This window comes from Paenibacillus sp. FSL R7-0273 (assembly GCF_000758625.1).
Classification (GTDB): domain Bacteria; phylum Bacillota; class Bacilli; order Paenibacillales; family Paenibacillaceae; genus Paenibacillus_AQ.
In genome coordinates, this window is sequence record NZ_CP009283.1 from 6596295 (window position 1) to 6616379 (window position 20085).

32 protein-coding genes are annotated in these 20085 nt (G+C 46.7%); 2 read left to right on the forward strand and 30 right to left on the reverse strand.

Going from position 1 to position 20085, the window contains the following annotated elements:
* Positions 1-3 precede the first annotated feature (3 nt).
* From R70723_RS28360 to R70723_RS28475, 25 genes are all read right to left on the reverse strand, one after another.
* Positions 4-648: an adenylate kinase gene (locus R70723_RS28360; protein WP_039877385.1), complete on the reverse strand. Its 645-nt coding sequence runs from the start codon at positions 646-648 to the stop codon at positions 4-6.
* A 98-nt stretch (positions 649-746) separates the two neighbouring features.
* Complete coding sequence (gene secY, locus R70723_RS28365) at positions 747-2045, reverse strand: preprotein translocase subunit SecY (protein ID WP_039877386.1); 1299 nt, start codon at positions 2043-2045, stop codon at positions 747-749.
* Positions 2045-2485 carry a 50S ribosomal protein L15 gene (rplO, locus tag R70723_RS28370; RefSeq protein WP_020427058.1) on the reverse strand — a complete coding sequence of 147 codons (441 nt, stop codon included), beginning with the start codon at positions 2483-2485 and terminating at the stop codon, positions 2045-2047. Before rplO ends, secY begins: the two co-directional genes overlap by 1 nt.
* A 40-nt stretch (positions 2486-2525) precedes the next feature.
* The gene (gene rpmD / locus R70723_RS28375) at positions 2526-2711 is read right to left on the reverse strand and encodes a 50S ribosomal protein L30 (protein WP_039877387.1); all 186 of its coding nucleotides are present in this window, start codon (positions 2709-2711) and stop codon (positions 2526-2528) included.
* Between the two features lie 14 nt (positions 2712-2725).
* Positions 2726-3223: a 30S ribosomal protein S5 gene (gene rpsE / locus R70723_RS28380; protein WP_036652980.1), complete on the reverse strand. Its 498-nt coding sequence runs from the start codon at positions 3221-3223 to the stop codon at positions 2726-2728.
* Positions 3224-3249: 26 nt separating this feature from the next.
* A complete protein-coding gene (gene rplR, locus R70723_RS28385) occupies positions 3250-3618 on the reverse strand; it encodes a 50S ribosomal protein L18 (protein WP_076418541.1) in 369 nt (122 codons plus the stop codon).
* 85 nt (positions 3619-3703) lie between these two features.
* Complete coding sequence (rplF, locus tag R70723_RS28390) at positions 3704-4246, reverse strand: 50S ribosomal protein L6 (RefSeq protein ID WP_039877389.1); 543 nt, start codon at positions 4244-4246, stop codon at positions 3704-3706.
* A gap of 30 nt (positions 4247-4276) precedes the next feature.
* Positions 4277-4675, reverse strand: coding sequence for a 30S ribosomal protein S8 (gene rpsH, locus R70723_RS28395; RefSeq protein ID WP_039877390.1), 399 nt, complete (start codon positions 4673-4675; stop codon positions 4277-4279).
* Positions 4676-4707: 32 nt separating this feature from the next.
* Positions 4708-4893: a type Z 30S ribosomal protein S14 gene (locus R70723_RS33150; protein WP_036589425.1), complete on the reverse strand. Its 186-nt coding sequence runs from the start codon at positions 4891-4893 to the stop codon at positions 4708-4710.
* 46 nt (positions 4894-4939) lie between these two features.
* Positions 4940-5482, reverse strand: a complete 543-nt coding sequence (rplE, locus tag R70723_RS28400) for a 50S ribosomal protein L5 (protein WP_039877391.1) — start codon at positions 5480-5482, stop codon at positions 4940-4942.
* Positions 5483-5511: 29 nt separating this feature from the next.
* Positions 5512-5865, reverse strand: coding sequence for a 50S ribosomal protein L24 (gene rplX / locus R70723_RS28405; protein ID WP_019908235.1), 354 nt, complete (start codon positions 5863-5865; stop codon positions 5512-5514).
* A 58-nt stretch (positions 5866-5923) separates the two neighbouring features.
* The gene (gene rplN / locus R70723_RS28410) at positions 5924-6292 is read right to left on the reverse strand and encodes a 50S ribosomal protein L14 (RefSeq protein ID WP_039877392.1); all 369 of its coding nucleotides are present in this window, start codon (positions 6290-6292) and stop codon (positions 5924-5926) included.
* A gap of 38 nt (positions 6293-6330) precedes the next feature.
* Positions 6331-6597, reverse strand: a complete 267-nt coding sequence (rpsQ, locus tag R70723_RS28415; RefSeq protein WP_039877393.1) for a 30S ribosomal protein S17 — start codon at positions 6595-6597, stop codon at positions 6331-6333.
* 44 nt (positions 6598-6641) lie between these two features.
* Positions 6642-6839, reverse strand: a complete 198-nt coding sequence (gene rpmC, locus R70723_RS28420; protein ID WP_019908232.1) for a 50S ribosomal protein L29 — start codon at positions 6837-6839, stop codon at positions 6642-6644.
* Positions 6829-7263, reverse strand: a complete 435-nt coding sequence (gene rplP, locus R70723_RS28425; protein WP_039877394.1) for a 50S ribosomal protein L16 — start codon at positions 7261-7263, stop codon at positions 6829-6831. The genes rpmC and rplP overlap by 11 nt, the downstream gene beginning before the upstream one ends.
* 2 nt (positions 7264-7265) lie before the next feature.
* Positions 7266-7931 carry a 30S ribosomal protein S3 gene (gene rpsC / locus R70723_RS28430; RefSeq protein WP_039877395.1) on the reverse strand — a complete coding sequence of 222 codons (666 nt, stop codon included), beginning with the start codon at positions 7929-7931 and terminating at the stop codon, positions 7266-7268.
* A 13-nt stretch (positions 7932-7944) separates the two neighbouring features.
* On the reverse strand, positions 7945-8277 hold the full coding sequence (gene rplV, locus R70723_RS28435) for a 50S ribosomal protein L22 (RefSeq protein ID WP_039877396.1): 333 nt from the start codon (positions 8275-8277) through the stop codon (positions 7945-7947).
* 33 nt (positions 8278-8310) lie between these two features.
* Entirely contained in the window at positions 8311-8589 is a 279-nt protein-coding gene (rpsS, locus tag R70723_RS28440; protein WP_039877398.1) for a 30S ribosomal protein S19, read from the reverse strand.
* Positions 8590-8664: 75 nt separating this feature from the next.
* Entirely contained in the window at positions 8665-9495 is an 831-nt protein-coding gene (gene rplB, locus R70723_RS28445; protein ID WP_039877399.1) for a 50S ribosomal protein L2, read from the reverse strand.
* Positions 9496-9522: 27 nt separating this feature from the next.
* Complete coding sequence (rplW, locus tag R70723_RS28450; protein ID WP_019908225.1) at positions 9523-9816, reverse strand: 50S ribosomal protein L23; 294 nt, start codon at positions 9814-9816, stop codon at positions 9523-9525.
* Positions 9816-10439, reverse strand: a complete 624-nt coding sequence (rplD, locus tag R70723_RS28455) for a 50S ribosomal protein L4 (RefSeq protein ID WP_039877400.1) — start codon at positions 10437-10439, stop codon at positions 9816-9818. Before rplD ends, rplW begins: the two co-directional genes overlap by 1 nt.
* Positions 10440-10464: 25 nt before the next feature.
* Positions 10465-11088 (reverse strand): 50S ribosomal protein L3, encoded by a 624-nt coding sequence (rplC, locus tag R70723_RS28460; protein ID WP_039877401.1) that lies wholly within the window; start codon positions 11086-11088, stop codon positions 10465-10467.
* Between the two features lie 41 nt (positions 11089-11129).
* Positions 11130-11438: a 30S ribosomal protein S10 gene (gene rpsJ, locus R70723_RS28465; protein ID WP_017692074.1), complete on the reverse strand. Its 309-nt coding sequence runs from the start codon at positions 11436-11438 to the stop codon at positions 11130-11132.
* A gap of 342 nt (positions 11439-11780) precedes the next feature.
* Positions 11781-13130 (reverse strand): globin-coupled sensor protein, encoded by a 1350-nt coding sequence (locus R70723_RS28470; RefSeq protein ID WP_039877403.1) that lies wholly within the window; start codon positions 13128-13130, stop codon positions 11781-11783.
* A gap of 219 nt (positions 13131-13349) precedes the next feature.
* Positions 13350-14063 carry a Crp/Fnr family transcriptional regulator gene (locus R70723_RS28475; protein WP_039877404.1) on the reverse strand — a complete coding sequence of 238 codons (714 nt, stop codon included), beginning with the start codon at positions 14061-14063 and terminating at the stop codon, positions 13350-13352.
* 165 nt (positions 14064-14228) lie between these two features.
* Between R70723_RS28475 and R70723_RS28480 the strand changes: the two genes are divergently transcribed.
* Positions 14229-14678, forward strand: coding sequence for a V4R domain-containing protein (locus R70723_RS28480; protein WP_039877405.1), 450 nt, complete (start codon positions 14229-14231; stop codon positions 14676-14678).
* A gap of 37 nt (positions 14679-14715) precedes the next feature.
* A complete protein-coding gene (locus tag R70723_RS28485) occupies positions 14716-15057 on the forward strand; it encodes a cupin domain-containing protein (protein ID WP_039877406.1) in 342 nt (113 codons plus the stop codon).
* 142 nt (positions 15058-15199) lie between these two features.
* Here the strand turns inward: R70723_RS28485 and tuf are convergent, their stop codons facing one another.
* The 5 genes from tuf to R70723_RS28510 all read right to left on the reverse strand — a co-directional run bounded on the left by tuf (position 15200) and on the right by R70723_RS28510 (position 19948).
* On the reverse strand, positions 15200-16390 hold the full coding sequence (gene tuf, locus R70723_RS28490; RefSeq protein ID WP_039877407.1) for an elongation factor Tu: 1191 nt from the start codon (positions 16388-16390) through the stop codon (positions 15200-15202).
* A 109-nt stretch (positions 16391-16499) separates the two neighbouring features.
* Positions 16500-18578: an elongation factor G gene (fusA, locus tag R70723_RS28495; protein ID WP_039877408.1), complete on the reverse strand. Its 2079-nt coding sequence runs from the start codon at positions 18576-18578 to the stop codon at positions 16500-16502.
* A 48-nt stretch (positions 18579-18626) separates the two neighbouring features.
* Entirely contained in the window at positions 18627-19097 is a 471-nt protein-coding gene (rpsG, locus tag R70723_RS28500; protein WP_020427074.1) for a 30S ribosomal protein S7, read from the reverse strand.
* Positions 19098-19142: 45 nt separating this feature from the next.
* The gene (gene rpsL / locus R70723_RS28505) at positions 19143-19562 is read right to left on the reverse strand and encodes a 30S ribosomal protein S12 (protein ID WP_039877409.1); all 420 of its coding nucleotides are present in this window, start codon (positions 19560-19562) and stop codon (positions 19143-19145) included.
* A 134-nt stretch (positions 19563-19696) separates the two neighbouring features.
* Entirely contained in the window at positions 19697-19948 is a 252-nt protein-coding gene (locus tag R70723_RS28510) for a ribosomal L7Ae/L30e/S12e/Gadd45 family protein (RefSeq protein ID WP_039877410.1), read from the reverse strand.
* Positions 19949-20085 lie beyond the last annotated feature (137 nt).

Consider the following 20085-nt stretch of genomic DNA (forward strand, 5'->3'; position numbering starts at 1 on the left):
ACATTAACCCCGCAGCAAAGATACAATTTCGGAAGTAACGACGCCTATTTCGTTCTCTCCGTTTACCTGGCGCAACAGACCTTTATTCTCATAGAATGCAAGCAAAGGCGCTGTTTTATTATCATACTCATCCAGACGCTTGCCTACACTCTCTTCGTTGTCATCCGGACGTTGATACAGTTCACCGCCATCAATATCGCAAATGCCTTCTTGCTTCGGCGGATTGAAAATCAAATGGTAGGATGCACCGCAAACCTTACAGATCCGGCGTCCGGTGAGACGCGCCATCAGCAGTCCACGGTCCACATTCAAGTTGATCACATGATCCAGTGAAGTGCCGGCCCGGCTTAAAAGCTCCTCCAGCGCTTCCGCTTGCGAAAGGGTTCTTGGAAAACCATCCAATAAGAAACCTTTTTCGCAATCGGACTGCTGGAGCCGTTCCTCAACGATTCCAATAGTCACATCATCAGGTACAAGCAAGCCTTGATCGATATAGGACTTGGCTTTCAGTCCGACTGGCGTCTGTTCCTTTATCGCTAAACGAAAAGCGTCACCTGTCGAAATATGCGGAATGCCGAGCTCTTTTACAATTACAGCTGCTTGTGTTCCCTTGCCTGCCCCAGGAGGGCCCATGAATAAAATGTTCACGTTTCTCTCTTCTCCCCCCAAAAGTTCGCCACCAAGCAAGAAACAGCACAATAGGTGCCGGGAAGCAAGTAGACCTTAGCTTCGCCGGAACCTATCGCCTATTTGTTGATGAAGCCTTTGTAATGGCGTTTGATCAATTGGCTCTCGATCTGCTTCATCGTATCCAGTGCTACACCGACTACGATCAGCAGTGCGGTACCGCCAATCTGTACTTCACGCGGCAACCCGGATAGTGAACCAAAGAGTACCGGCATTACAGAGATCACAGCCAGGAACAACGCACCGGACATAGTCAGACGCGACATCACTCTGGTCAGATATTTCTCAGTTGCTTTACCTGGACGAATACCCGGAATGTATCCACCATTCTTTTTCATGTTGTCAGCCATTTGCTGCGGGTTCATCTGAACAAACGTGTAGAAGAACGTAAATCCGATGATCATGATCACATAAAGGACCATGCCGAGCGGCTTGTCATGAGCAAGATTGTTGGTAATCCATTTGGCCCATTCATGGGTTGACCAGAAGCTTGATATTACAATTGGGAATTGAAGCAATGATACAGCGAAGATTACCGGAATAACACCTGCCGCATTGATTTTAAGCGGAATATGTGTATTCTGTCCACCGTACATTTTGTTACCGACTACTCGTTTGGCGTATTGCACAGGAATCTTACGAATCCCTTGCTGTACGAAGATAACTCCGACAACAATTGCCACAAGCACAATCAGTACGATAACGACTTTAAGAATATTCAGGAACATCTGATCCGGCTGAATAAAGCTTGATTGCGCCGTAGTCGTGATATATCCCGGAATGGCGGCGACGATCCCCGCAAAAATCAGGATCGAAATCCCGTTTCCTATTCCCTTTTCAGTGATCTGCTCACCAAGCCACATCAGGAACGATGTACCTGCAGTCAGTATGATCGCAATCAGCAGGTAATCAGCAAAGGTCGCATTTGGAATCATCTCAGTGCCGTAAATCCGGTTAAACCCGATGGAGGTCGCAAACGCTTGAATCAGACCGAGTACAACCGTACCGTACCGGGTGATTTGTGCCAGTTGTTTTTTCCCGTGCTCCCCTTGCTTAGCCCATTCGGCAAACTTGGGAACAACATCCATCGAGAGCAATTGCACGATGATGGATGCTGTAATGTACGGGTAAATACTAATCGCAAAAATCGAGAAGTTTTTGAGCGCTCCGCCCGAGAAGGTGTTCAAAAGACCCATCAAAGCTTCGCCGCCTTGATTTGCTGTCTCCAGTACTTCTTTGTTCACACCGGGAACCGGTACAAACGAACCGATGCGGTAGATGATCAGAACGAACAGGGTAAACAGGATCTTTTTGCGCAAATCTTCAACATGCCATATATTCTTAAACGTCTTGAACATTAGATCACCTCGGTTTTACCGCCGGCAGCCTCGATTTTCTCTACCGCAGATTGAGAGAACTTATTTGCTTGTACAGTCAATTTAACGGCCAGTTCGCCATTACCGAGGATCTTGATGCCGCTCTTGGAATTCTTGACAACACCAGTTTCAATCAGCAACTGTGGAGTCACTTCTGTTCCTTCAGCAAAGCTGTTCAGATCTTCCAGGTTTACAATCGCATACTCTTTACGGGTAGGATTGATGAAACCACGTTTAGGCAGACGACGATAGAGCGGGTTTTGACCACCCTCGAAGCCAGGACGAACACCACCGCCGGAACGGGAGTTCTGACCTTTGTGACCGCGTCCGGACGTTTTACCGTTACCGCTACTTGGTCCGCGACCAACGCGGTTGCGTTCTTTGCGGGATCCAGGAGCTGGAGCAAGTTCATGTAACTTCATCGTTTGCACCTCCTTATGTTTGTTAATTTATGCGAGGCGTTTAGCCTTCAATTTCTGTAACGGACAGCAAGTGGCCCACTTTGTTGATCATTCCGCGAATTGCAGGAGTGTCATTGTGAACCACGGTCGAGTTGGTTTTGCCCAGGCCGAGCGTCTTAACAGTAACACGTTGTGTCTGTGGACGACCGATTACACTGCGAACGAGGGTAATTTGCAATTTAGCCATTGACGTTCCCCTCCTTAACCGCGTAATTCTTCGACAGATTTGCCGCGAAGTTTCGCGACTTCTTCAATGCGCTTCAGACGGGAAAGACCCTCTAAAGTTGCATTGACCATGTTCATGGAATTCGAAGAACCCAGAGATTTTGTCAAAATGTCGCCAACGCCTGCCAATTCCAGTACCGCACGAACAGGACCGCCGGCGATAACGCCAGTACCTTCGGAAGCTGGTTTCAGCAGCACGCGTCCTGCGCCGAAATGTCCAGTAACGAGGTGAGGAATCGAAGTTCCTACGATTGGAATGTGAATCAGGTTTTTCTTGGCGTCTTCAATGCCTTTACGGATGGCATCCGGAACTTCACCGGCTTTACCGATACCCGCACCGACATAACCGTTGCCGTCGCCCACAACAACAAGTGCACTAAAGCTGAAACGGCGTCCGCCTTTTACAACTTTTGCTACACGGTTAATGTGTACAACTCTTTCTGTCAGCTCTAAACTGTTCGGATCTACACGCAAGTCGTTAACCTCCTTTTAGAAATATTCTAGAATTCAAGACCAGCTTCGCGAGCTGCATCAGCCAAAGCCTGAATCCGTCCGTGATACAGGTATCCGCCGCGGTCAAATACAACCACTGCATAACCTTTTGCTTTAGCGCGCTCAGCGATCAGTTTACCCACTTTGCCTGCAGCTTCAACGCTGCCGCCATTGCCGATTGTTGCGCTCAGTTCTTTATCCTGAGTGGAGGCAGATACGATAGTAACGCCTGTCACGTCATCGATCAGTTGAGCATAGATGTGTTTCGAAGAACGGAACACGTTCAAACGTGGACGCTCAACAGTACCCTGGATCTTCTTACGAACACGCAGGTGTCTTTTGAGACGAGCCTTGTTTTTGTCCTCTTTTGTAATCATGACTTCCATTTCACTCCCTTCAGTTTGCCGCATAGCAGCTTCACTTTACGATGCACGGGGTATCTTATGAAGAAGAGTAAGCCGATTATTTCTTCTTACCGGCTTTACCTTCCTTACGGATAATACGTTCGCCTTCGTACTTGATACCTTTACCTTTATACGGTTCTGGTTCACGTACGGAACGGATCTTAGCTGCATAAGCACCTACGCGTTCTTTATCGATACCTCTAACGATGATCTTCGTGTTCGCAGGAACCTCGAACTCGATACCAGCTTCCGGTGTAATTTCAACCGGGTGGGAGTAACCAACGTTCAGTACGATTTTATCTCCGGATTTGCTTGCACGATATCCGACCCCAACCAGCTCCAGAGATTTCGAGAAACCTTCAGTCACACCACTCACCATGTTGCTGACAACGGAGCGGGTTGTGCCGTGAAGTGAACGATGCAATTTGTTGTCCGACGGGCGAACAACGGTGATTTCGTTATTTTCAACTGTAACCTTCATGTCTTTATGAAGTTCACGAGTCAAAGTGCCTTTAGGACCTTTTACTGTAATAACGGCGTTGTCCAAAGTGACATCTACACCGCTAGGTACTGCGATTGGTTTGCGACCAATACGAGACATGTGTTGCACCTCCTTATCTTGTGACGTTTATTACCATACGTAGCAGACAACTTCTCCGCCGGATTTGGATTGACGAGCTTCTTTGTCGGTCATAACTCCCTTGGAAGTGGAGATAATCGCGATTCCCAGGCCACCAAGTACACGTGGTACTTCGTTGCTCTTCGTGTAAACACGAAGACCTGGCTTACTGATTCTCTTCAGACCAGAGATAACGCGCTCTTGGTTCGGGCCGTATTTCAAGAAGATACGGATAATCCCTTGTTTGCTGTCTTCAACGAATTCCGCATCACGGATGAAGCCTTCACGCTTCAGGATGTCCGCGATTTGTTTTTTCATAGTAGAAGCAGGCATTTCTACTGTCTCGTGACGCACAATGTTGGCGTTACGAATACGAGTAAGCATATCTGCAATAGGATCAGACATAGTCATGTGTGTAAACCTCCTTCCCGGTTATAAACTTCTTACCAACTTGCTTTTTTCACGCCAGGGATCTGGCCTTTATAAGCTAACTCACGGAAACAAATTCTGCAAATTTTGAACTTTTGCAGCACTGAATGTGGACGACCGCAACGCTCACAACGTGTATATGCACGTACTTTGAACTTAGGTTCGCGTTGTTGTTTAACTTTCATCGAAGTTTTTGCCACTTTAGCCTGACACCTCCTAAACATTTTCGGAGAAAATGGATCTATATTACTTAGCGAAAGGCATTCCCAGCTGATTCAGCAGCTCACGGGATTCCTCATCCGTCTTTGCAGTAGTTACGATAACGATGTCCATACCGCGCACCTTATCCACTTTGTCATACTCGATTTCCGGGAAGATCAGTTGTTCTTTAAGACCAAGCGTGTAGTTACCACGGCCGTCGAAGGCTTTGGTGGATACACCGCGGAAGTCACGTACGCGTGGAAGCGTTACGTTGAACAATTTGTCCAGGAAGTAGTACATGCGCTCGCCGCGCAGTGTAACTTTAACCCCGATCGGCATGTTTTCGCGCAGTTTGAAACCGGCGATGGATTTCTTTGCTTTAGTGATTACTGGCTTTTGACCAGAGATCAATTGCATGTCGTTAACTGCAGCATCCAGCACTTTGGAGTTTTGAACAGCGTCACCCACACCCATGTTGATGACAACCTTCTCGATCTTAGGTACTTGCATAACAGTTGTATAGTTGAACTTCTGCATCAGAGCAGGTGTAATTTCATTCAAGAAACGTTCTTTCATTCTTGCTGCCATGAAGATTTACCTCCTTTCTTTAGGACTAATTAGTCGATAATCTCTCCGGATCTCTTAGCTACCCGAACCTTCTTACCGTTATCGAGCACTTTGTAACCGATACGTGTTACTTTACCGCTCTTCGGATCGATGTGCATTACGTTGGACACATGGATCGAAGCTTCCTGCTCGATGATTCCGCCTTGCGGATTCAGCTGGTTAGGCTTCTGGTGTTTTTTCACCATGTTTACACCTTCTACCAGAACGCGGTTTTCGCGAGGATAAGCAGCGATGACACGGCCTTTTTTACCTTTGTCTTTCCCGCTGATCACAAGCACCACATCATCTTTTTTCACGTGCAGTTTATTGTTATGGGATTCCAGAACTTTTTTCACTCTAGGCATTGATTACACCTCCTATGACTAACCTTTTCAGTACTTCACGTTACTGTAGGGTAACTTATTAGATTACTTCCGGTGCCAAGGAAACGATCTTCATGTAGTCCTTATCGCGAAGTTCGCGAGCAACTGGTCCGAAGATACGTGTTCCGCGCGGGCTTCTGTCGTCTTTAACAACAACAGCTGCGTTTTCGTCAAAAGAAATGTAAGATCCGTCTTTACGGCGTACAGTACGTTTAGTACGAACAACTACCGCTTTAACAACATCACCTTTTTTGACAACGCCGCCTGGTGTTGCTTGTTTAACGGAACAAACAATCAGATCTCCGATTGCTGCTGTACGGCGTCCAGTACCACCCAGTACGCGGATACACATCAGTTCCTTCGCACCAGAGTTGTCAGCCACATGCAAACGTGTAAATGGTTGAATCATTATTAATTTCCTCCTTCCGGAAAAACTCTCAGATTATCTTAGATGATAACCGCTGCTTCTACCACTTCAACAAGTCTCCAACGTTTGTCCTTGGACAATGGACGAGTTTCCATGACTTTCACAACATCACCAATTTTCGCAACGTTACCTTCATCATGTGCCTTGAATTTCTTCGTGGACTTGATGCGTTTGTGGTACAGGTTGTGCTTTTTATAGGTTTCAACAGCAATTACAATGGTTTTATCCATTTTGTCGCTGACTACTTTACCGATCAGCACTTTACGTGCGTTACGTTCTTCGCTCATAGTTAGCCTCCTTCCTGATTACGGATCTGGTGATCCGCCCTCACTTAACTAATCCCAAGTACTCTTTGATGGATAACGGTTTTAGCACGAGCTATTTCCTTGCGCACATCACGAATCCGAGTAGGGTTATCCAGCTGGCCAGTAGCCAATTGGAAACGGAGATTGAAAAGTTCTTCTTTGAAACCAGCGATCTTTTGTTCAATCTCGGCAGTGGTTAAGTTGCGAAGTTCATTAGCTTTCATTTGCTTCACCACCCACTTCTTCACGTTTCACAAACTTAGTCTTTACAGGCAGCTTGTGAGCGGCAAGACGCATCGCTTCACGAGCGATTTCTTCCGACACGCCTCCGAGTTCGAACATAATCTTACCCGGTTTAACTACTGCTACCCATTTCTCAACGTTACCTTTACCACTACCCATACGAACCTCAAGAGGCTTCTGAGTAATTGGCTTATCCGGGAAAATCTTAATCCAGACCTGACCACCACGTTTGATGTAACGTGTCATTGCAATACGGGCAGCTTCGATCTGACGGTTAGTGATCCAAGATGGTTCCAGAGCTTGCAGGCCGAATTCGCCGAAGTTAAGTTCTGTACCGCCTTTAGCCATACCCTTCATGTGACCGCGTTGTTGCTTGCGGTGTTTAACGCGTTTTGGTACCAACATGATTAGTTGCCTCCTTCCTGAGCAGCTTGTTTCTTAGCTGGGGGAAGAACTTCTCCACGGTAGATCCATACTTTTACACCGATACGGCCGTAAGTAGTATGTGCTTCAGCCGTTCCGTAGTCGATATCGGCACGAAGCGTATGAAGTGGAACTGTTCCTTCGCTATAACCTTCTGAACGGGCAATCTCAGCGCCGCCAAGACGTCCGCCAACTTGAGTTTTGATTCCTTTTGCACCGGAGCGCATAGTTCTTTGAATCGCTTGTTTCAGAGCACGACGGAACGATACACGACGCTCCAGCTGTTGTGCAATGCTTTCAGCTACAAGAATAGCATCCAATTCAGGGTGCTTAATTTCGTTGATGTTAATGTGAACCTTTTTGCCACCGGCGATAGCTGTAACTGCGTTGCGAAGTACTTCTACTTCTGCTCCGCCTTTACCAATTACCATACCTGGTTTAGCAGTGTGAATTGTAACATTCACTCGGCTTGCCGCTCTTTCGATCTCGATGCGGGAAACAGAGGAATCTTTCAATTTTCCTTTAAGGTATTCACGGATTTTGACGTCTTCCATTAAAAGAGTACCGAAATCTTTGCCTGCATACCATTTAGATTCCCAATCGCGAATGACACCGATTCGGAGTCCGACTGGATTTACCTTTTGACCCACGTGTTATCCCTCCTTATTTCTCAGATACCACCAAAGTAATGTGGCTGGTACGTTTATTGATCCGGCTTGCACGGCCCATGGCGCGCGGACGGAAACGTTTCATAGTAGGACCCTGGTTAACGAAAATTTCGCTAACGAACAGACTGTTTACGTCCATGGAGTAGTTGTGCTCAGCATTGGCAATCGCCGAGTTAAGCAGCTTTTCAACTACCGGAGAAGCGGATTTTGGAGTGTGGCGAAGAATTGCGATTGCTTCCCCCACTTGCTTGCCGCGAATCAAGTCAACAACCAGTTTCGCTTTACGAGCAGAAATCCGCACCGATCTAGCATGTGCTTTTGCTTCCATTTATTTTCCCTCCTCTCGAACGAAGACCTGTAATTATCTTCTTGTTTTCTTATCGTCACCCGCATGGCCTTTGTAAGTACGTGTTGGCGCGAACTCGCCCAACTTGTGACCTACCATATCTTCCGTTACGTATACTGGCACGTGCTTACGGCCGTCATATACACCAAACGTATGTCCGATAAACTGAGGGAAAATTGTTGAGCGACGGGACCAGGTTTTTACTACAACTTTCTTCTCTGATGCGTTCAGTTCCTCAACTTTTTTCAGCAGGTAGCCATCGATAAACGGCCCCTTTTTTAAACTGCGACCCATGTATGAATCCTCCCTTCATCCGGTTCTTCAAACCGCGAATCGACGCTTCGCGCTTGTCTTAATGCCAGAAGCGTCTTATTTCGTGCGGCGGCGAACGATATATTTATCAGATGCCTTGTTTTTCTTACGCGTTTTGTAGCCAAGGGTTGGTTTGCCCCATGGAGACATAGGCGATTTCCGTCCGATTGGAGCGCGGCCTTCACCACCACCGTGTGGGTGATCGTTAGGGTTCATTACTACCCCGCGAACTTCAGGACGTTGGCCGAGCCAGCGACTGCGTCCGGCTTTACCGATTTTGATCAGCTCGTGATCTTCGTTACCTACGGATCCGATTGTTGCACGGCAAACGCTCAGAATTCTGCGAACTTCACCGGAGTTCAAACGAACGGATACGTATTTTTCTTCTTTACCGAGCAATTGAGCTTCTGTACCAGCAGCACGAACCAACTGTCCGCCTTTGCCTGGTTTCAACTCAATGTTGTGGATAACTGTACCAACTGGAATGTTAGCCAGTGGGAGTGCGTTACCAACTTTGATATCCGCCGCAGGGCCGGATTCTACTTTATCCCCAACTTTTAGGCCTTTAGGAGCGATAATGTAACGTTTCTCTCCGTCAGCATAGTGGATCAAAGCAATGTTGGAAGTACGGTTCGGGTCATACTCGATTGTAGCAACGCTACCTGGTATGCCGTCTTTAGTCCGTTTGAAATCGATAATACGGTATTTACGTTTGTGTCCGCCGCCATGGTGACGAACCGTAATTTTACCTTGGTTGTTGCGGCCGGCTTTTTTGCTCAGCGGTGCAAGCAACGATTTCTCTGGCTGGTTTGTTGTGATTTCTTCAAACGTAGACACGGACATAGCGCGTCTTGCCGGAGAGGTCGGTTTGTACTTTTTGATTGGCACTGTAGTTTCCTCCTTACTTCAAGAGTATTATTCTACCGCTTCAAAGAATTCAAGCGGTTTGCTGTCCGGGCTAAGTTTCACGATGGCTTTTTTCCACTCTGGAGTGTATCCGGAGTATTTGCCATAACGCTTCAATTTACCAGGTACGCGCATTGTGTTCACACTAACGACTTTCACTTTAAAAATAGCCTCGACAGCTTTTTTGATTTCGGTCTTGTTAGCACGGATATCCACTTCAAAAGCGTATTTCAATTCGCTCATGTATTCGGATGTGCGTTCCGTAATCACCGGACGTTTGATAATATCACGAGGATCTTTCATTACGCGAACACCTCCTCTACCTTCAGAACTGCTTCTTTAGTGATGATCAGTTTGTCGTACGTCAGTACGTCAAGAACATTAATGCCGTCAGCCGCTACGAATTTCACCCCAGGGATGTTACGAGCGGAAAGCGCTACGTTATCATCATAGCTTGGAGCTACGATCAACGCTTTGCTGTCTACCTTCAGGTTGTTCAGAATCGCCGCGAATTCTTTCGTCTTCGGAGCATTCAGTGTCAGGCTATCAAGTACGATAATGTCATTCCCGATAACTTTCGAGGACAATGCGGATTTGATGGCCAAACGGCGAACTTTCTTAGGCAGTTTCCAGGAATAGCTGCGTGGAGTTGGTCCGAAGACTACGCCGCCGCCTTTCCATTGTGGAGAACGAATGGAGCCTTGACGAGCGCGACCTGTACCTTTTTGTTTCCAAGGCTTACGTCCGCCGCCACGAACTTCAGAACGTCCTTTAACTTTGTGTGTACCACGACGAAGGGAAGCTCTTTGCATAAGTGCAGCTTCGTGCAGGACATGCACGTTCGGCTCAATACCGAACACTGAATCACTCAGTTCAACTTCGCCAACTTCGTTACCACTGATATTAAAAAGTGTTACTTTTGGCATTTCATGTTCCTCCTTTCTTCAATGATTATTTCTTAACAGTTTCTTTAACTTTCACGAAGCTGTTCTTAGGTCCTGGAATTGCACCCTTAACCAGCAGCACGTTGCGTTCAACATCCACTTTAATGATTTCAAGCTTCTGAACCGTTACGGTTGTGTGACCCATGTGACCTGGAAGGCGTTTGCCCTTAGGAACACGGTTAGCTTGAATGGAACCCATGGAACCAGGTCTTCTGTGGTAGCGCGAGCCGTGAGACATTGGTCCGCGGCTTTGACCCCAACGTTTGATGTTACCCTGGAATCCTTTACCTTTGCTAGTACCAGTTACGTCAACAAATTCGCCTTCAGTGAAGATATCAGCCTTCAGCTCTTGTCCAACCTCGAGTGCCCCGAGGTCAACACCGCGAATTTCGCGAACGTAGCGCTTAGGTGTAGCATTTGCCTTTTTGGCGTGACCCTGTTCAGGCTTGTTGGAGCGGCTTTCCTTCTTATCGGAAAAGCCCAACTGCACTGCTTCATATCCGTCGATATTCAGGTCTTTCTTTTGCAGTACCACACAAGGTCCAGCTTCGATAACCGATACTGCGATCACGTTACCTTCTGGAGTAAACACTTGAGTCATACCGAGTTTTTTTCCTAAGATACCTTTCATGTTGACACCTCTTTTCTTTTCCTAATTACTTATTGTTGGAATTACAATTTGATTTCGATATCTACACCGGACGGTAGATCCAAGCGCATCAAGGCATCCACAGTTTGTGGTGTTGGATTCACAATATCGATCAGACGCTTGTGAGTCCGCTGTTCAAACTGTTCACGGGAATCCTTGTACTTGTGTACCGCACGGAGAATGGTAATGATTTGCTTCTCAGTTGGCAGCGGGATCGGCCCGGATACACCAGCACCCGAACGTTTTGCTGTTTCAACGATTTTCTCTGCGGATTGATCAAGAATTCTGTGGTCGTATGCTTTCAAGCGGATACGAATTTTTTGCTTTGCCATTTTAGTCCCTCCTTCTATCGCCCAATTTATTATCGGACATACTCCGTGAAAATTTTCTGACGTCGACCTCATGGCAAAGGGGCCGGGTGTGTCAGTAACCTCTCACATCATCGCAACGTCTCAGAACAACATTTATTATTATATATAATAGCCGCCTACTTTGCAAGCGAAAATAGAAAACAACACGATTTTATTTTCAAAATGTAATTCAGCTATGTATTGTACGCTTTATAGTCCTTTACTTCTCGCAAAACCGGCTGTGCCATCCGATTCAGGACGCCGCAGCCGGTTCTGTTTGCATACTGTTTTCTTCTATATAAATATGCATTACATTATGTTGGATTAAAGATTATCGGTAGCCGACTTAAAATACTCCGCCGATGCGGCACTTTGCGCCGTTGTTGAGCCAATTCCTTCTATTGTCTGTATTAATACCTTGATCTCTTCTTCCACTACTACGATTTCCTGTGTGCTGGCCTGCATGGAATCAACAATTACACTGAACAATCTGCTGGTCTCGACAGACTGCTCTTTACCGCTCCTTGTCAGTTCCTGCACCTTACGGATCTCCTGAACTACCTGGCGGGTCAGCTCCGCTGATTGCTGTGTTAAGTCGCCTATCCGAACAACGGTGCTCTTGGTATCCTCAGCCAGCCGGCTGACTTCGCTCGCCACTACACTAAAGCCTCTGCCATGTTCGCCGGCGCGCGCTGCTTCTATTGTAGCGTTAAGTGAAAGAATTTTGGTCTGGTCGGCGATTTCCTGCACCGCTGCCACAATCCGCTGGATCTGCCTGGAGGAGCTGCTTAGCTCATTTACAGAGCGTTCCATCTCATTAGTGCTCTCATAAATAAGGTTGATCTGGCCGCTTAGGCTGCCGAGCTGTCCTTGTCCATCCTTAGCCATCTCACGAGACTCTACAGCTGTAGAAGCCGTGCGGCGGAAGGTATTATTCACTTCATTGCTGCTGGCTACCAGCTGCTCTACAGCGGCGTTAGTATCCATGCTGAGATCAATCAGTTCTCCGCTGAATTCAGCAATCTTCTGCTTCAGTTCATTTTTTACAATAAGGTATTGCTCTTCCTTCTCTCTGATGTTCTCTTTCTCATAGGCTTCAAGCACCAGCTGCTGCTCCAGATTGAGAAGCTTTGTTAGGGTCTGAACCACTTTCAGCCGCTCATTATCCTTAAGACTCTCACCATAGACTACTGTAATAAAAACATTCTGAAGATTCTGGAATGCCGACAGATACCATTTAGGCTCTAGTCCCACCCGCTTATGGATCTTGGCTATCGTCAGCCGCTTGGCAATATACTGTTCGTCCACATTTCCGTCGAATATCTCAATAATATGCAGCTTTAATGTTCTTTTCAGTCGCTCAATGCTGCTATGCTCAAGTATGATCCTCTCAAGCTTATCTACACCGAGTACAGTATTGTAGAACTGGTCGGTAATGTAGTCGATTTCACGTTCCACCGTAGGCTTCATCAAGCGTAAAAGGTTTAAATCTTCCTCAGTAAGGTCAATCATTCGCATCTGTTCGTTCAGCTCATCATGCCCGTTCAGGGTATGAAAAGCTGTCGTGGCAATGGGTGCATTAAGCTCGCTGTCCTTGGAGTGCGCGTCGGGAGATTCCTCGTTAGTCTTGCGTAATTGAATGCCATGCATAAATGAAAAAGGACACTTCCCCATACTTCCACTCTCCCTGAATTTCTAAAAATTAGCATTGCAAATATAGCAATATTCTAACCTACGAGAGAGATAATTGTAAAGAATTTTAAGTATTATTTTGTAGAATAATGTTGTATAAACCGCAGTATTGGATAGAATTGTGTCTTATTTTGTCGAATAAAGTGTAGCATTGATTGATCATAGTATATGGTCATCAAATCTCCAACAAGAACATATGTTCTAGCTGGTGATTTCAGCAATCTGCGATAGTGCTAATAGATCCAAAATGGTTACGCTCCGGTTGTTTACTTGAATTAGCTTCATCCGCTCGAGCTGGTTCAGCTTACGGCTGAGTGTTTCAGGCGTCGTACCGATCATCGCTGCGAACTCTTTTTTGGCAGCCGGCAGATGAAGCATTGGTTGCCCCTCTCCCCCGCCTGTCGACAGTGATTGTTTGGCATATAGATGCAGCAGCAGCCGGGCCAGCCGTTTTTCCGCCTCAAAAATATGCAGTGCTCCTGCCAGCTCATCGGCCTGCTGCAGCTGCTCACTAACGGACTTCAGGAAGCTGAAGGCCAGGCCGGCATTACTTGCTATCAAAGGCATAAAATCTTCACGCCGCATCCGGCAAATATATCCGCTTTCCACCACTTCGGCTGTAGCGTAATGCTGTTTATTATGAAGCAGGGCAAACTGGCCAAAGTAATCTCCAGGAAAAAGAAAACGGAGTATATGCTGCTTCCCCTCTATGCTGGTCTGGGTTAGCTTTATCAGCCCATTATTGACAACAAATAAGGAGTCTGACTGCTCTCCTTCTCTGAACACCACGTTTCCTTTTCCATAGAACTCAGACTCAATGATCGACTCTACCTTATGCAGCTCCTGATCAGGCAAAGCAACAAAAACCGGTACCTGACGGACACAGGAGTCCTTATGGCATGTATTACATTTCATTATGCATCGTTCCTTCCTGACTGCCTTATGCCAACATATCAGGATTATGCCAACTTCCCGGTGACCCCGCGCACAATAATCTTGAAAACTTGATCTGTATCAAGGATTATGCCGTTCCTTCGCTTCATAATAGAGGTAGAGAGATGATAGAGGAGATGGACAGCTATGCAGCAGTATACTTTTGGAGATATGCGGAAGATGGACAGAGCCAGGCTTGGCAATATGGTGCCGCTGGAGCTGTTCCGTACGATAAGACTGATTGGCATGAACCAGGGTCTACCTATGGGCGGTAAAGGTACAACGCTAACTGTAGGAAGAAAAATCGGTGAGAGCCTTCCGGTTACTAGTGTGGATGAGCTGCTGGCACTTTTTGAGGAGCTGAAAATCGGTATTCCGCGGATTGTCTATTCGGATGAGCACAGGATGAATATTGCTGTTGAGGATTGCTTCTGTAAAGGCCTGCCGACACTGGAAGAAGAGAAAATGATTTGTGATTTAGAAGGTGCCATCCTGGAGGGAGCGTTGACTAAACTGTTTGGCCGCAGGGTAAGCGTAAGAGAAATTAAGTGTAATGCCACCGGTGATGAGTATTGTGAGTATGAAGTAAAGCTGTAACCCTAAGGGGAAAATCAAGAGAAAGCAGGAGATTACTATGGAAAAGAAAAATATTAGCGAAGCTATTCAACATCTGGAGGAGCGTTTTACGAAAAAGGTGCTGTTTCAAAAGGGAGACAGTATAGTGTTCGTGCTTAATTTTATGCCAGGTCAAAAGCTTCCGGCGCACACTCATCCCGGAGCAGATGTGTACATTTATGCTCTCCAAGGAAAGGGCACCATTACTGTAAATGATGCTGACGAGGAATTTGCTGAGGGTGAAGTTATCCACATTGCGGATGATGAGGTTTTTGCTTATCGTAACAGCGGAACCACTCCGGCCAGTCTCCATGTTGTAATATCAAAGCTTCCGAGCGCAGCATACGCTAAAGAAATTTAAATATCGCTATAACCCGGATGTAAACTCTATCTGCAGGAGAACTCTCCTGTGGATAGGGTTTTTGTTATGTAAAAAAGCAGGAGCTCTTCCGAAGAAGAACTCCTGCTCTTATAATCGAACTATCCTAATGGATAGTGCCGAATTACTTAGTGATTGTAGCTACGCTACCTGCACCAACTGTACGTCCGCCTTCACGAATGGAGAATTTAGTACCTTCTTCAATCGCGATTGGGGAGATCAGTTGTACGGTTACAGTGATGTTATCACCAGGCATAACCATTTCAGTACCTTCTGGCAGGTTGATGATACCAGTTACGTCAGTTGTACGGAAGTAGAACTGTGGACGGTAACCAGTGAAGAATGGTTTGTGACGTCCGCCTTCTTCTTTAGTCAGAACGTAGATCTGAGCACTGAACTCAGTGTGTGGCTTAACGGAGTTTGGCTTAGCCAATACTTGACCGCGCTCGATGTTGTTACGGTCAACACCACGCAGCAGTGCGCCGATGTTGTCGCCAGCTTGAGCGGAATCCAGCAATTTACGGAACATTTCTACGCCCGTTACTACTGATTTCTTAGTTTCTTCGTGAATACCAACGATTTCGATTTCTTCTCCGACTTTAACTGTTCCGCGTTCTACGCGGCCAGTTGCCACGGTACCGCGGCCAGTGATGGAGAATACGTCCTCGACAGGCATCAAGAAAGGCTTGTCAGTTGCACGTTCTGGAAGTGGGATGTAAGTGTCGATAGTTTCGAACATTTCAACAATCTTGTTAGCCCACTCACCTTCAGGGTTCTGCAGAGCTTCACGAGCAGAACCACGAACGATTGGAGTGTCATCGCCTGGGAAGTCGTATTCGCTCAGAAGGTCGCGAACTTCCATTTCAACCAGTTCCAAGAGCTCTTCGTCTTCAACCATGTCGCATTTGTTCAGGAATACAACAATGTAAGGAACGCCTACCTGACGGGAGAGCAGGATGTGCTCGCGAGTCTGTGGCATTGGGCCGTCAGCTGCGGATACAACCAGGATTGCTCCGTCCATCTGCGCTGCGCCAGTGATCATGTTTTTAACATAGTCGGCGTGTCCAGGGCAGTCTACGTGTGCGTAGTGACGGTTAGGAGTTTCATATTCAACGTGAGCTGTGGAGATAGTGATACCACGTTCGCGCTCTTCTGGAGCTTTATCGATTTGGTCGAAAGCTACAGCAGCACCGCCGTATTTTTTGGACAATACAATAGTGATTGCTGCAGTAAGAGTCGTTTTACCATGGTCGACGTGACCGATAGTACCGATGTTAACGTGTGGTTTGTTACGTTCAAACTTTGCCTTTGCCATTTGAACAGTTCCTCCTTTAATGTGGGGTCCTTATATTTGAGCCGTCCGCCTATATGCAATTCTATGATGACTTAAGTGTAATATCCGGACGGCAAGTTAAAAATGGTGACTATTCTCCACCCTTGTTCTTGGAAATGATTTCTTCAGCAATGGATTTAGGTACTTCCTCATAGTGAGAAAGCTCCATTGAGAATACGCCACGTCCTTGAGTACCGGAACGGAGAGTTGTGGAGTATCCGAACATTTCGGACAAAGGCACCTTAGCACGGATAATTTGAGCACCACCACGGGAATCCATACCTTCGATTCTGCCGCGACGGGAGTTCAGCATACCCATAACATCGCCCATGTATTCCTCAGGAACAGTTACTTCCACTTTCATGATTGGCTCAAGCAGAGCAGGCTTACACTTGTCTTTAGCTGCTTTGAGCGCCATCGATCCGGCAATTTTAAATGCCATTTCGTTGGAGTCAACATCATGGTATGAACCATCAACGATGGTTGCCTTAACGTCCACAAGCGGGAAGCCTGCGATAACGCCGTTTTTCATTTGCTCTTCAATACCGGCAAGTGCAGGAGCGATGTATTCTCTTGGTACAGAACCACCGACAACTTTACTTTCGAATTGGCTGCCAGTACCCGGCTCGAGAGGTTCGAATTCAACCCATACGTGACCATACTGACCGCGACCGCCGGACTGGCGAACGAATTTACCTTCAACACGTGCTGGTGCTTTGAATGTTTCGCGGTAAGCAACCTGTGGTTTACCCACGTTGGTTTCTACTTTGAATTCGCGGCGCATACGGTCGATGATAATGTCAAGGTGAAGCTCACCCATACCTGCCAGGATGGTTTGGCCAGTTTCTTCATCAGTATGCGCACGAAGAGTTGGATCCTCTTCAGTCAGCTTACCGAGAGCAACGCCCAATTTATCTTGGTCGGCTTTGGTTTTTGGTTCAACTGCGATTTCGATAACCGGATCAGGGAAGTTCATGGATTCCAGGATTACCGGGTGCTTCTCATCGCAAAGGGTATCGCCAGTACTTGTGTCCTTCAGACCAACAGCTGCTGCGATATCACCAGCGTAAACGATGGAGATTTCTTGACGGCTGTTAGCATGCATCTGCAGAATACGGCCGATACGCTCACGTTTGCCCTTAGTAGCGTTAACTACGTAAGAACCGGATTCCAGGACACCGGAGTATACACGGAAGAACGTGAGTTTACCAACATAAGGGTCAGTCATGATTTTAAATGCCAGTGCTGAGAATGGTTCTTCGTCCGAAGAGTGACGAACCGCTTCAGTTCCGTCATCCAGATGACCTTGAATAGCCGGTACATCTACTGGGGATGGCAAGTAATCAACGACAGCGTCCATCATCAGCTGAACGCCCTTATTGCGGTAGGAGGATCCAACGATTACAGGGAAGATTTTAACTTCTACTACGCCTTTGCGCAGAGCAGCTTTGATCTCTTCAACTGTAATTTCTTCACCTTCCAGGTACTTCATAGTCAGATCTTCGTCAAGTTCTGCAACCTTTTCGATCAGCTCAAGACGCAGAGTCTCAACTTGTTCCAGATAGTCAGCCGGAATTTCCGTTACTTCGATGTTTTGGCCCAGATCATCTTTGAAGATGTGAGCTTTTTGCTCAACCAGGTCAATGATACCAACGAAGTCGTTCTCAGCGCCAATTGGCAGTTGAATTGCAACTGCATTGGCTTGCAGGCGATCACGCATGCTCTCAACAACGTTAAGGAAGTCCGCACCGATGATATCCATTTTGTTTACATATGCGATACGAGGTACGCCGTACCGGTCAGCCTGTCTCCATACAGTTTCAGACTGAGGCTCAACGCCTTCTTTCGCACTGAAAACACCAACTGCTCCATCCAATACACGTAGGGAACGTTCAACTTCAACTGTGAAGTCAACGTGTCCTGGAGTATCAATGATATTGATGCGGTGACCCTTCCAAGAAGCAGTTGTAGCAGCGGAAGTAATCGTAATTCCGCGCTCTTGTTCTTGTTCCATCCAGTCCATTGTAGCTGCACCCTCGTGAACTTCACCGATTTTGTGCGTACGGCCTGTATAGAAAAGAATCCGCTCAGTGGTAGTAGTTTTACCAGCATCAATATGCGCCATGATCCCGATATTACGTGTATTTTTTAAGGAGAACTCTCTTGCCATGGAATTGGGTCTCCCTTCAAAATATAAGTTATTTTAACAGCTATGATCCTACCAGCGGTAGTGAGCAAACGCTTTGTTCGCTTCAGCCATTTTGTGTGTATCTTCGCGTTTCTTAACAGAAGCGCCTGTGTTGTTGGAAGCATCGATAATCTCAGCCGCCAAACGCTCTTCCATAGTCTTCTCACCGCGGTTGCGTGAGTAGTTTACGAGCCAACGTAATCCCAGAGCAGTACGTCTCTCAGGTTTAACCTCGATAGGTACCTGGTAGTTAGCACCGCCGACACGGCGAGCCTTAACTTCCAGAACTGGCATGATATTCTTGATGGCAGCTTCGAAAACTTCCATCGGTTCTTTACCAGTACGTTCTTGGATCAATTTAAACGAATTGTACAGAATGCTTTGAGCGACACCTCTTTTACCACCCAGCATAATGCGGTTGATCAAACGAGTAACCAACTTGCTATTATACAATGGATCTGGCAATACATCTCTCTTAGTAACTGGACCTTTGCGTGGCATGGATATCCCCCTTTCTTAAATGTTTATTATTCAGGAATTGCAATCTTATTTCTTAACCTTAGGACGTTTCGCACCATACTTGGAGCGAGCCTGCATACGATTAGCTACGCCTGCTGTATCCAGAGCGCCGCGAACGATGTGATAACGAACTCCCGCAAGGTCCTTAACTTTACCTCCGCGCAGCAATACTACGCTGTGCTCTTGAAGGTTGTGTCCGATACCCGGAATGTAAGCAGTCACCTCAAGACGGTTCGTCAAACGAACACGGGCATACTTACGAAGTGCGGAGTTTGGTTTACGTGGTGTCATTGTACCTACACGAGTGCAGACACCGCGTTTCTGCGGAGCGCTCAAATTTGTACTCTCACGCTTGAGGGCGTTGAACCCTTTTTGAAGAGCGGGAGACTTCGATTTCTCGATTTTGGCTTGACGGCCCTTACGAACCAGTTGATTGATAGTTGGCATTTGTTGTGCCACCCCCTTCCTGAAATAGTAATCCATTTACGAACTTTAAGTCCACAGACCCAGGCGGTTCATAAAAAGACAAATGAAAAGTCTTTGCTGCCGAAGTACACCCCGGTACAAAAACATCTTTCGTGCTATTGTTTTAAGACGGCTGCCATAGCAGCACCAACTTCGATACCACAGGCCTTGCCCAAATTCAGCATTGTATCTACATAAGTGATCTTAACACCTTGTTTGTTGCAAAGCATAATAATTCTGGAAGTAATCCGTTGATCTCCGTCCTCTGCCACATAGACTTCTGCGGCCTGGCCCAATTCCACCGCTTTGACGGTTTGTTTGGTACCGATCTTGACCTGAGCATCTTGTAATCCTCTGTCATCAGTCATAATATCATTACCTCCAATGAAGAAGAATAACAAGGCCACTCACGCACCTTAGACATATTAGCATTATCAGAAGATGAAGTCAAGCAAATCAGTAATAATTTTATTGAATTTCACAACAGGCAGCCGCGCCGCGGATG

What these genes read in the sequence shown, in the direction of transcription:
- rplX (WP_019908235.1), bottom strand. Translation starts at nt 5,865, where the DNA reads ATGCCTAGAGTGAAAAAAGTTCTGGAATCCCATAACAATAAACTGCAC.
- rplP (WP_039877394.1), bottom strand. Translation starts at nt 7,263, where the DNA reads ATGTTGGTACCAAAACGCGTTAAACACCGCAAGCAACAACGCGGTCAC.
- R70723_RS28480 (WP_039877405.1), top strand. Translation starts at nt 14,229, where the DNA reads ATGCAGCAGTATACTTTTGGAGATATGCGGAAGATGGACAGAGCCAGG.
- R70723_RS28470 (WP_039877403.1), bottom strand. Translation starts at nt 13,130, where the DNA reads ATGGGGAAGTGTCCTTTTTCATTTATGCATGGCATTCAATTACGCAAG.
- rpmC (WP_019908232.1), bottom strand. Translation starts at nt 6,839, where the DNA reads ATGAAAGCTAATGAACTTCGCAACTTAACCACTGCCGAGATTGAACAA.
- tuf (WP_039877407.1), bottom strand. Translation starts at nt 16,390, where the DNA reads ATGGCAAAGGCAAAGTTTGAACGTAACAAACCACACGTTAACATCGGT.
- rplO (WP_020427058.1), bottom strand. Translation starts at nt 2,485, where the DNA reads ATGAAGTTACATGAACTTGCTCCAGCTCCTGGATCCCGCAAAGAACGC.
- R70723_RS28485 (WP_039877406.1), top strand. Translation starts at nt 14,716, where the DNA reads ATGGAAAAGAAAAATATTAGCGAAGCTATTCAACATCTGGAGGAGCGT.
- rpsQ (WP_039877393.1), bottom strand. Translation starts at nt 6,597, where the DNA reads ATGAGCGAAGAACGTAACGCACGTAAAGTGCTGATCGGTAAAGTAGTC.
- fusA (WP_039877408.1), bottom strand. Translation starts at nt 18,578, where the DNA reads ATGGCAAGAGAGTTCTCCTTAAAAAATACACGTAATATCGGGATCATG.
- secY (WP_039877386.1), bottom strand. Translation starts at nt 2,045, where the DNA reads ATGTTCAAGACGTTTAAGAATATATGGCATGTTGAAGATTTGCGCAAA.
- rpsL (WP_039877409.1), bottom strand. Translation starts at nt 19,562, where the DNA reads ATGCCAACTATCAATCAACTGGTTCGTAAGGGCCGTCAAGCCAAAATC.
- rpsG (WP_020427074.1), bottom strand. Translation starts at nt 19,097, where the DNA reads ATGCCACGCAAAGGTCCAGTTACTAAGAGAGATGTATTGCCAGATCCA.
- rpmD (WP_039877387.1), bottom strand. Translation starts at nt 2,711, where the DNA reads ATGGCTAAATTGCAAATTACCCTCGTTCGCAGTGTAATCGGTCGTCCA.
- rpsH (WP_039877390.1), bottom strand. Translation starts at nt 4,675, where the DNA reads ATGACTATGTCTGATCCTATTGCAGATATGCTTACTCGTATTCGTAAC.
- rplC (WP_039877401.1), bottom strand. Translation starts at nt 11,088, where the DNA reads ATGAAAGGTATCTTAGGAAAAAAACTCGGTATGACTCAAGTGTTTACT.
- rplN (WP_039877392.1), bottom strand. Translation starts at nt 6,292, where the DNA reads ATGATTCAACCATTTACACGTTTGCATGTGGCTGACAACTCTGGTGCG.
- rpsJ (WP_017692074.1), bottom strand. Translation starts at nt 11,438, where the DNA reads ATGGCAAAGCAAAAAATTCGTATCCGCTTGAAAGCATACGACCACAGA.
- rpsS (WP_039877398.1), bottom strand. Translation starts at nt 8,589, where the DNA reads ATGGGTCGCAGTTTAAAAAAGGGGCCGTTTATCGATGGCTACCTGCTG.
- rplD (WP_039877400.1), bottom strand. Translation starts at nt 10,439, where the DNA reads ATGCCAAAAGTAACACTTTTTAATATCAGTGGTAACGAAGTTGGCGAA.
- rplV (WP_039877396.1), bottom strand. Translation starts at nt 8,277, where the DNA reads ATGGAAGCAAAAGCACATGCTAGATCGGTGCGGATTTCTGCTCGTAAA.
- rplF (WP_039877389.1), bottom strand. Translation starts at nt 4,246, where the DNA reads ATGTCTCGTATTGGTCGCAAACCAATCGCAGTACCTAGCGGTGTAGAT.
- rplW (WP_019908225.1), bottom strand. Translation starts at nt 9,816, where the DNA reads ATGAAAGATCCTCGTGATATTATCAAACGTCCGGTGATTACGGAACGC.
- rplE (WP_039877391.1), bottom strand. Translation starts at nt 5,482, where the DNA reads ATGGCAGCAAGAATGAAAGAACGTTTCTTGAATGAAATTACACCTGCT.
- rplR (WP_076418541.1), bottom strand. Translation starts at nt 3,618, where the DNA reads ATGATTACAAAAGAGGACAAAAACAAGGCTCGTCTCAAAAGACACCTG.
- R70723_RS28510 (WP_039877410.1), bottom strand. Translation starts at nt 19,948, where the DNA reads ATGACTGATGACAGAGGATTACAAGATGCTCAGGTCAAGATCGGTACC.
- R70723_RS28475 (WP_039877404.1), bottom strand. Translation starts at nt 14,063, where the DNA reads ATGAAATGTAATACATGCCATAAGGACTCCTGTGTCCGTCAGGTACCG.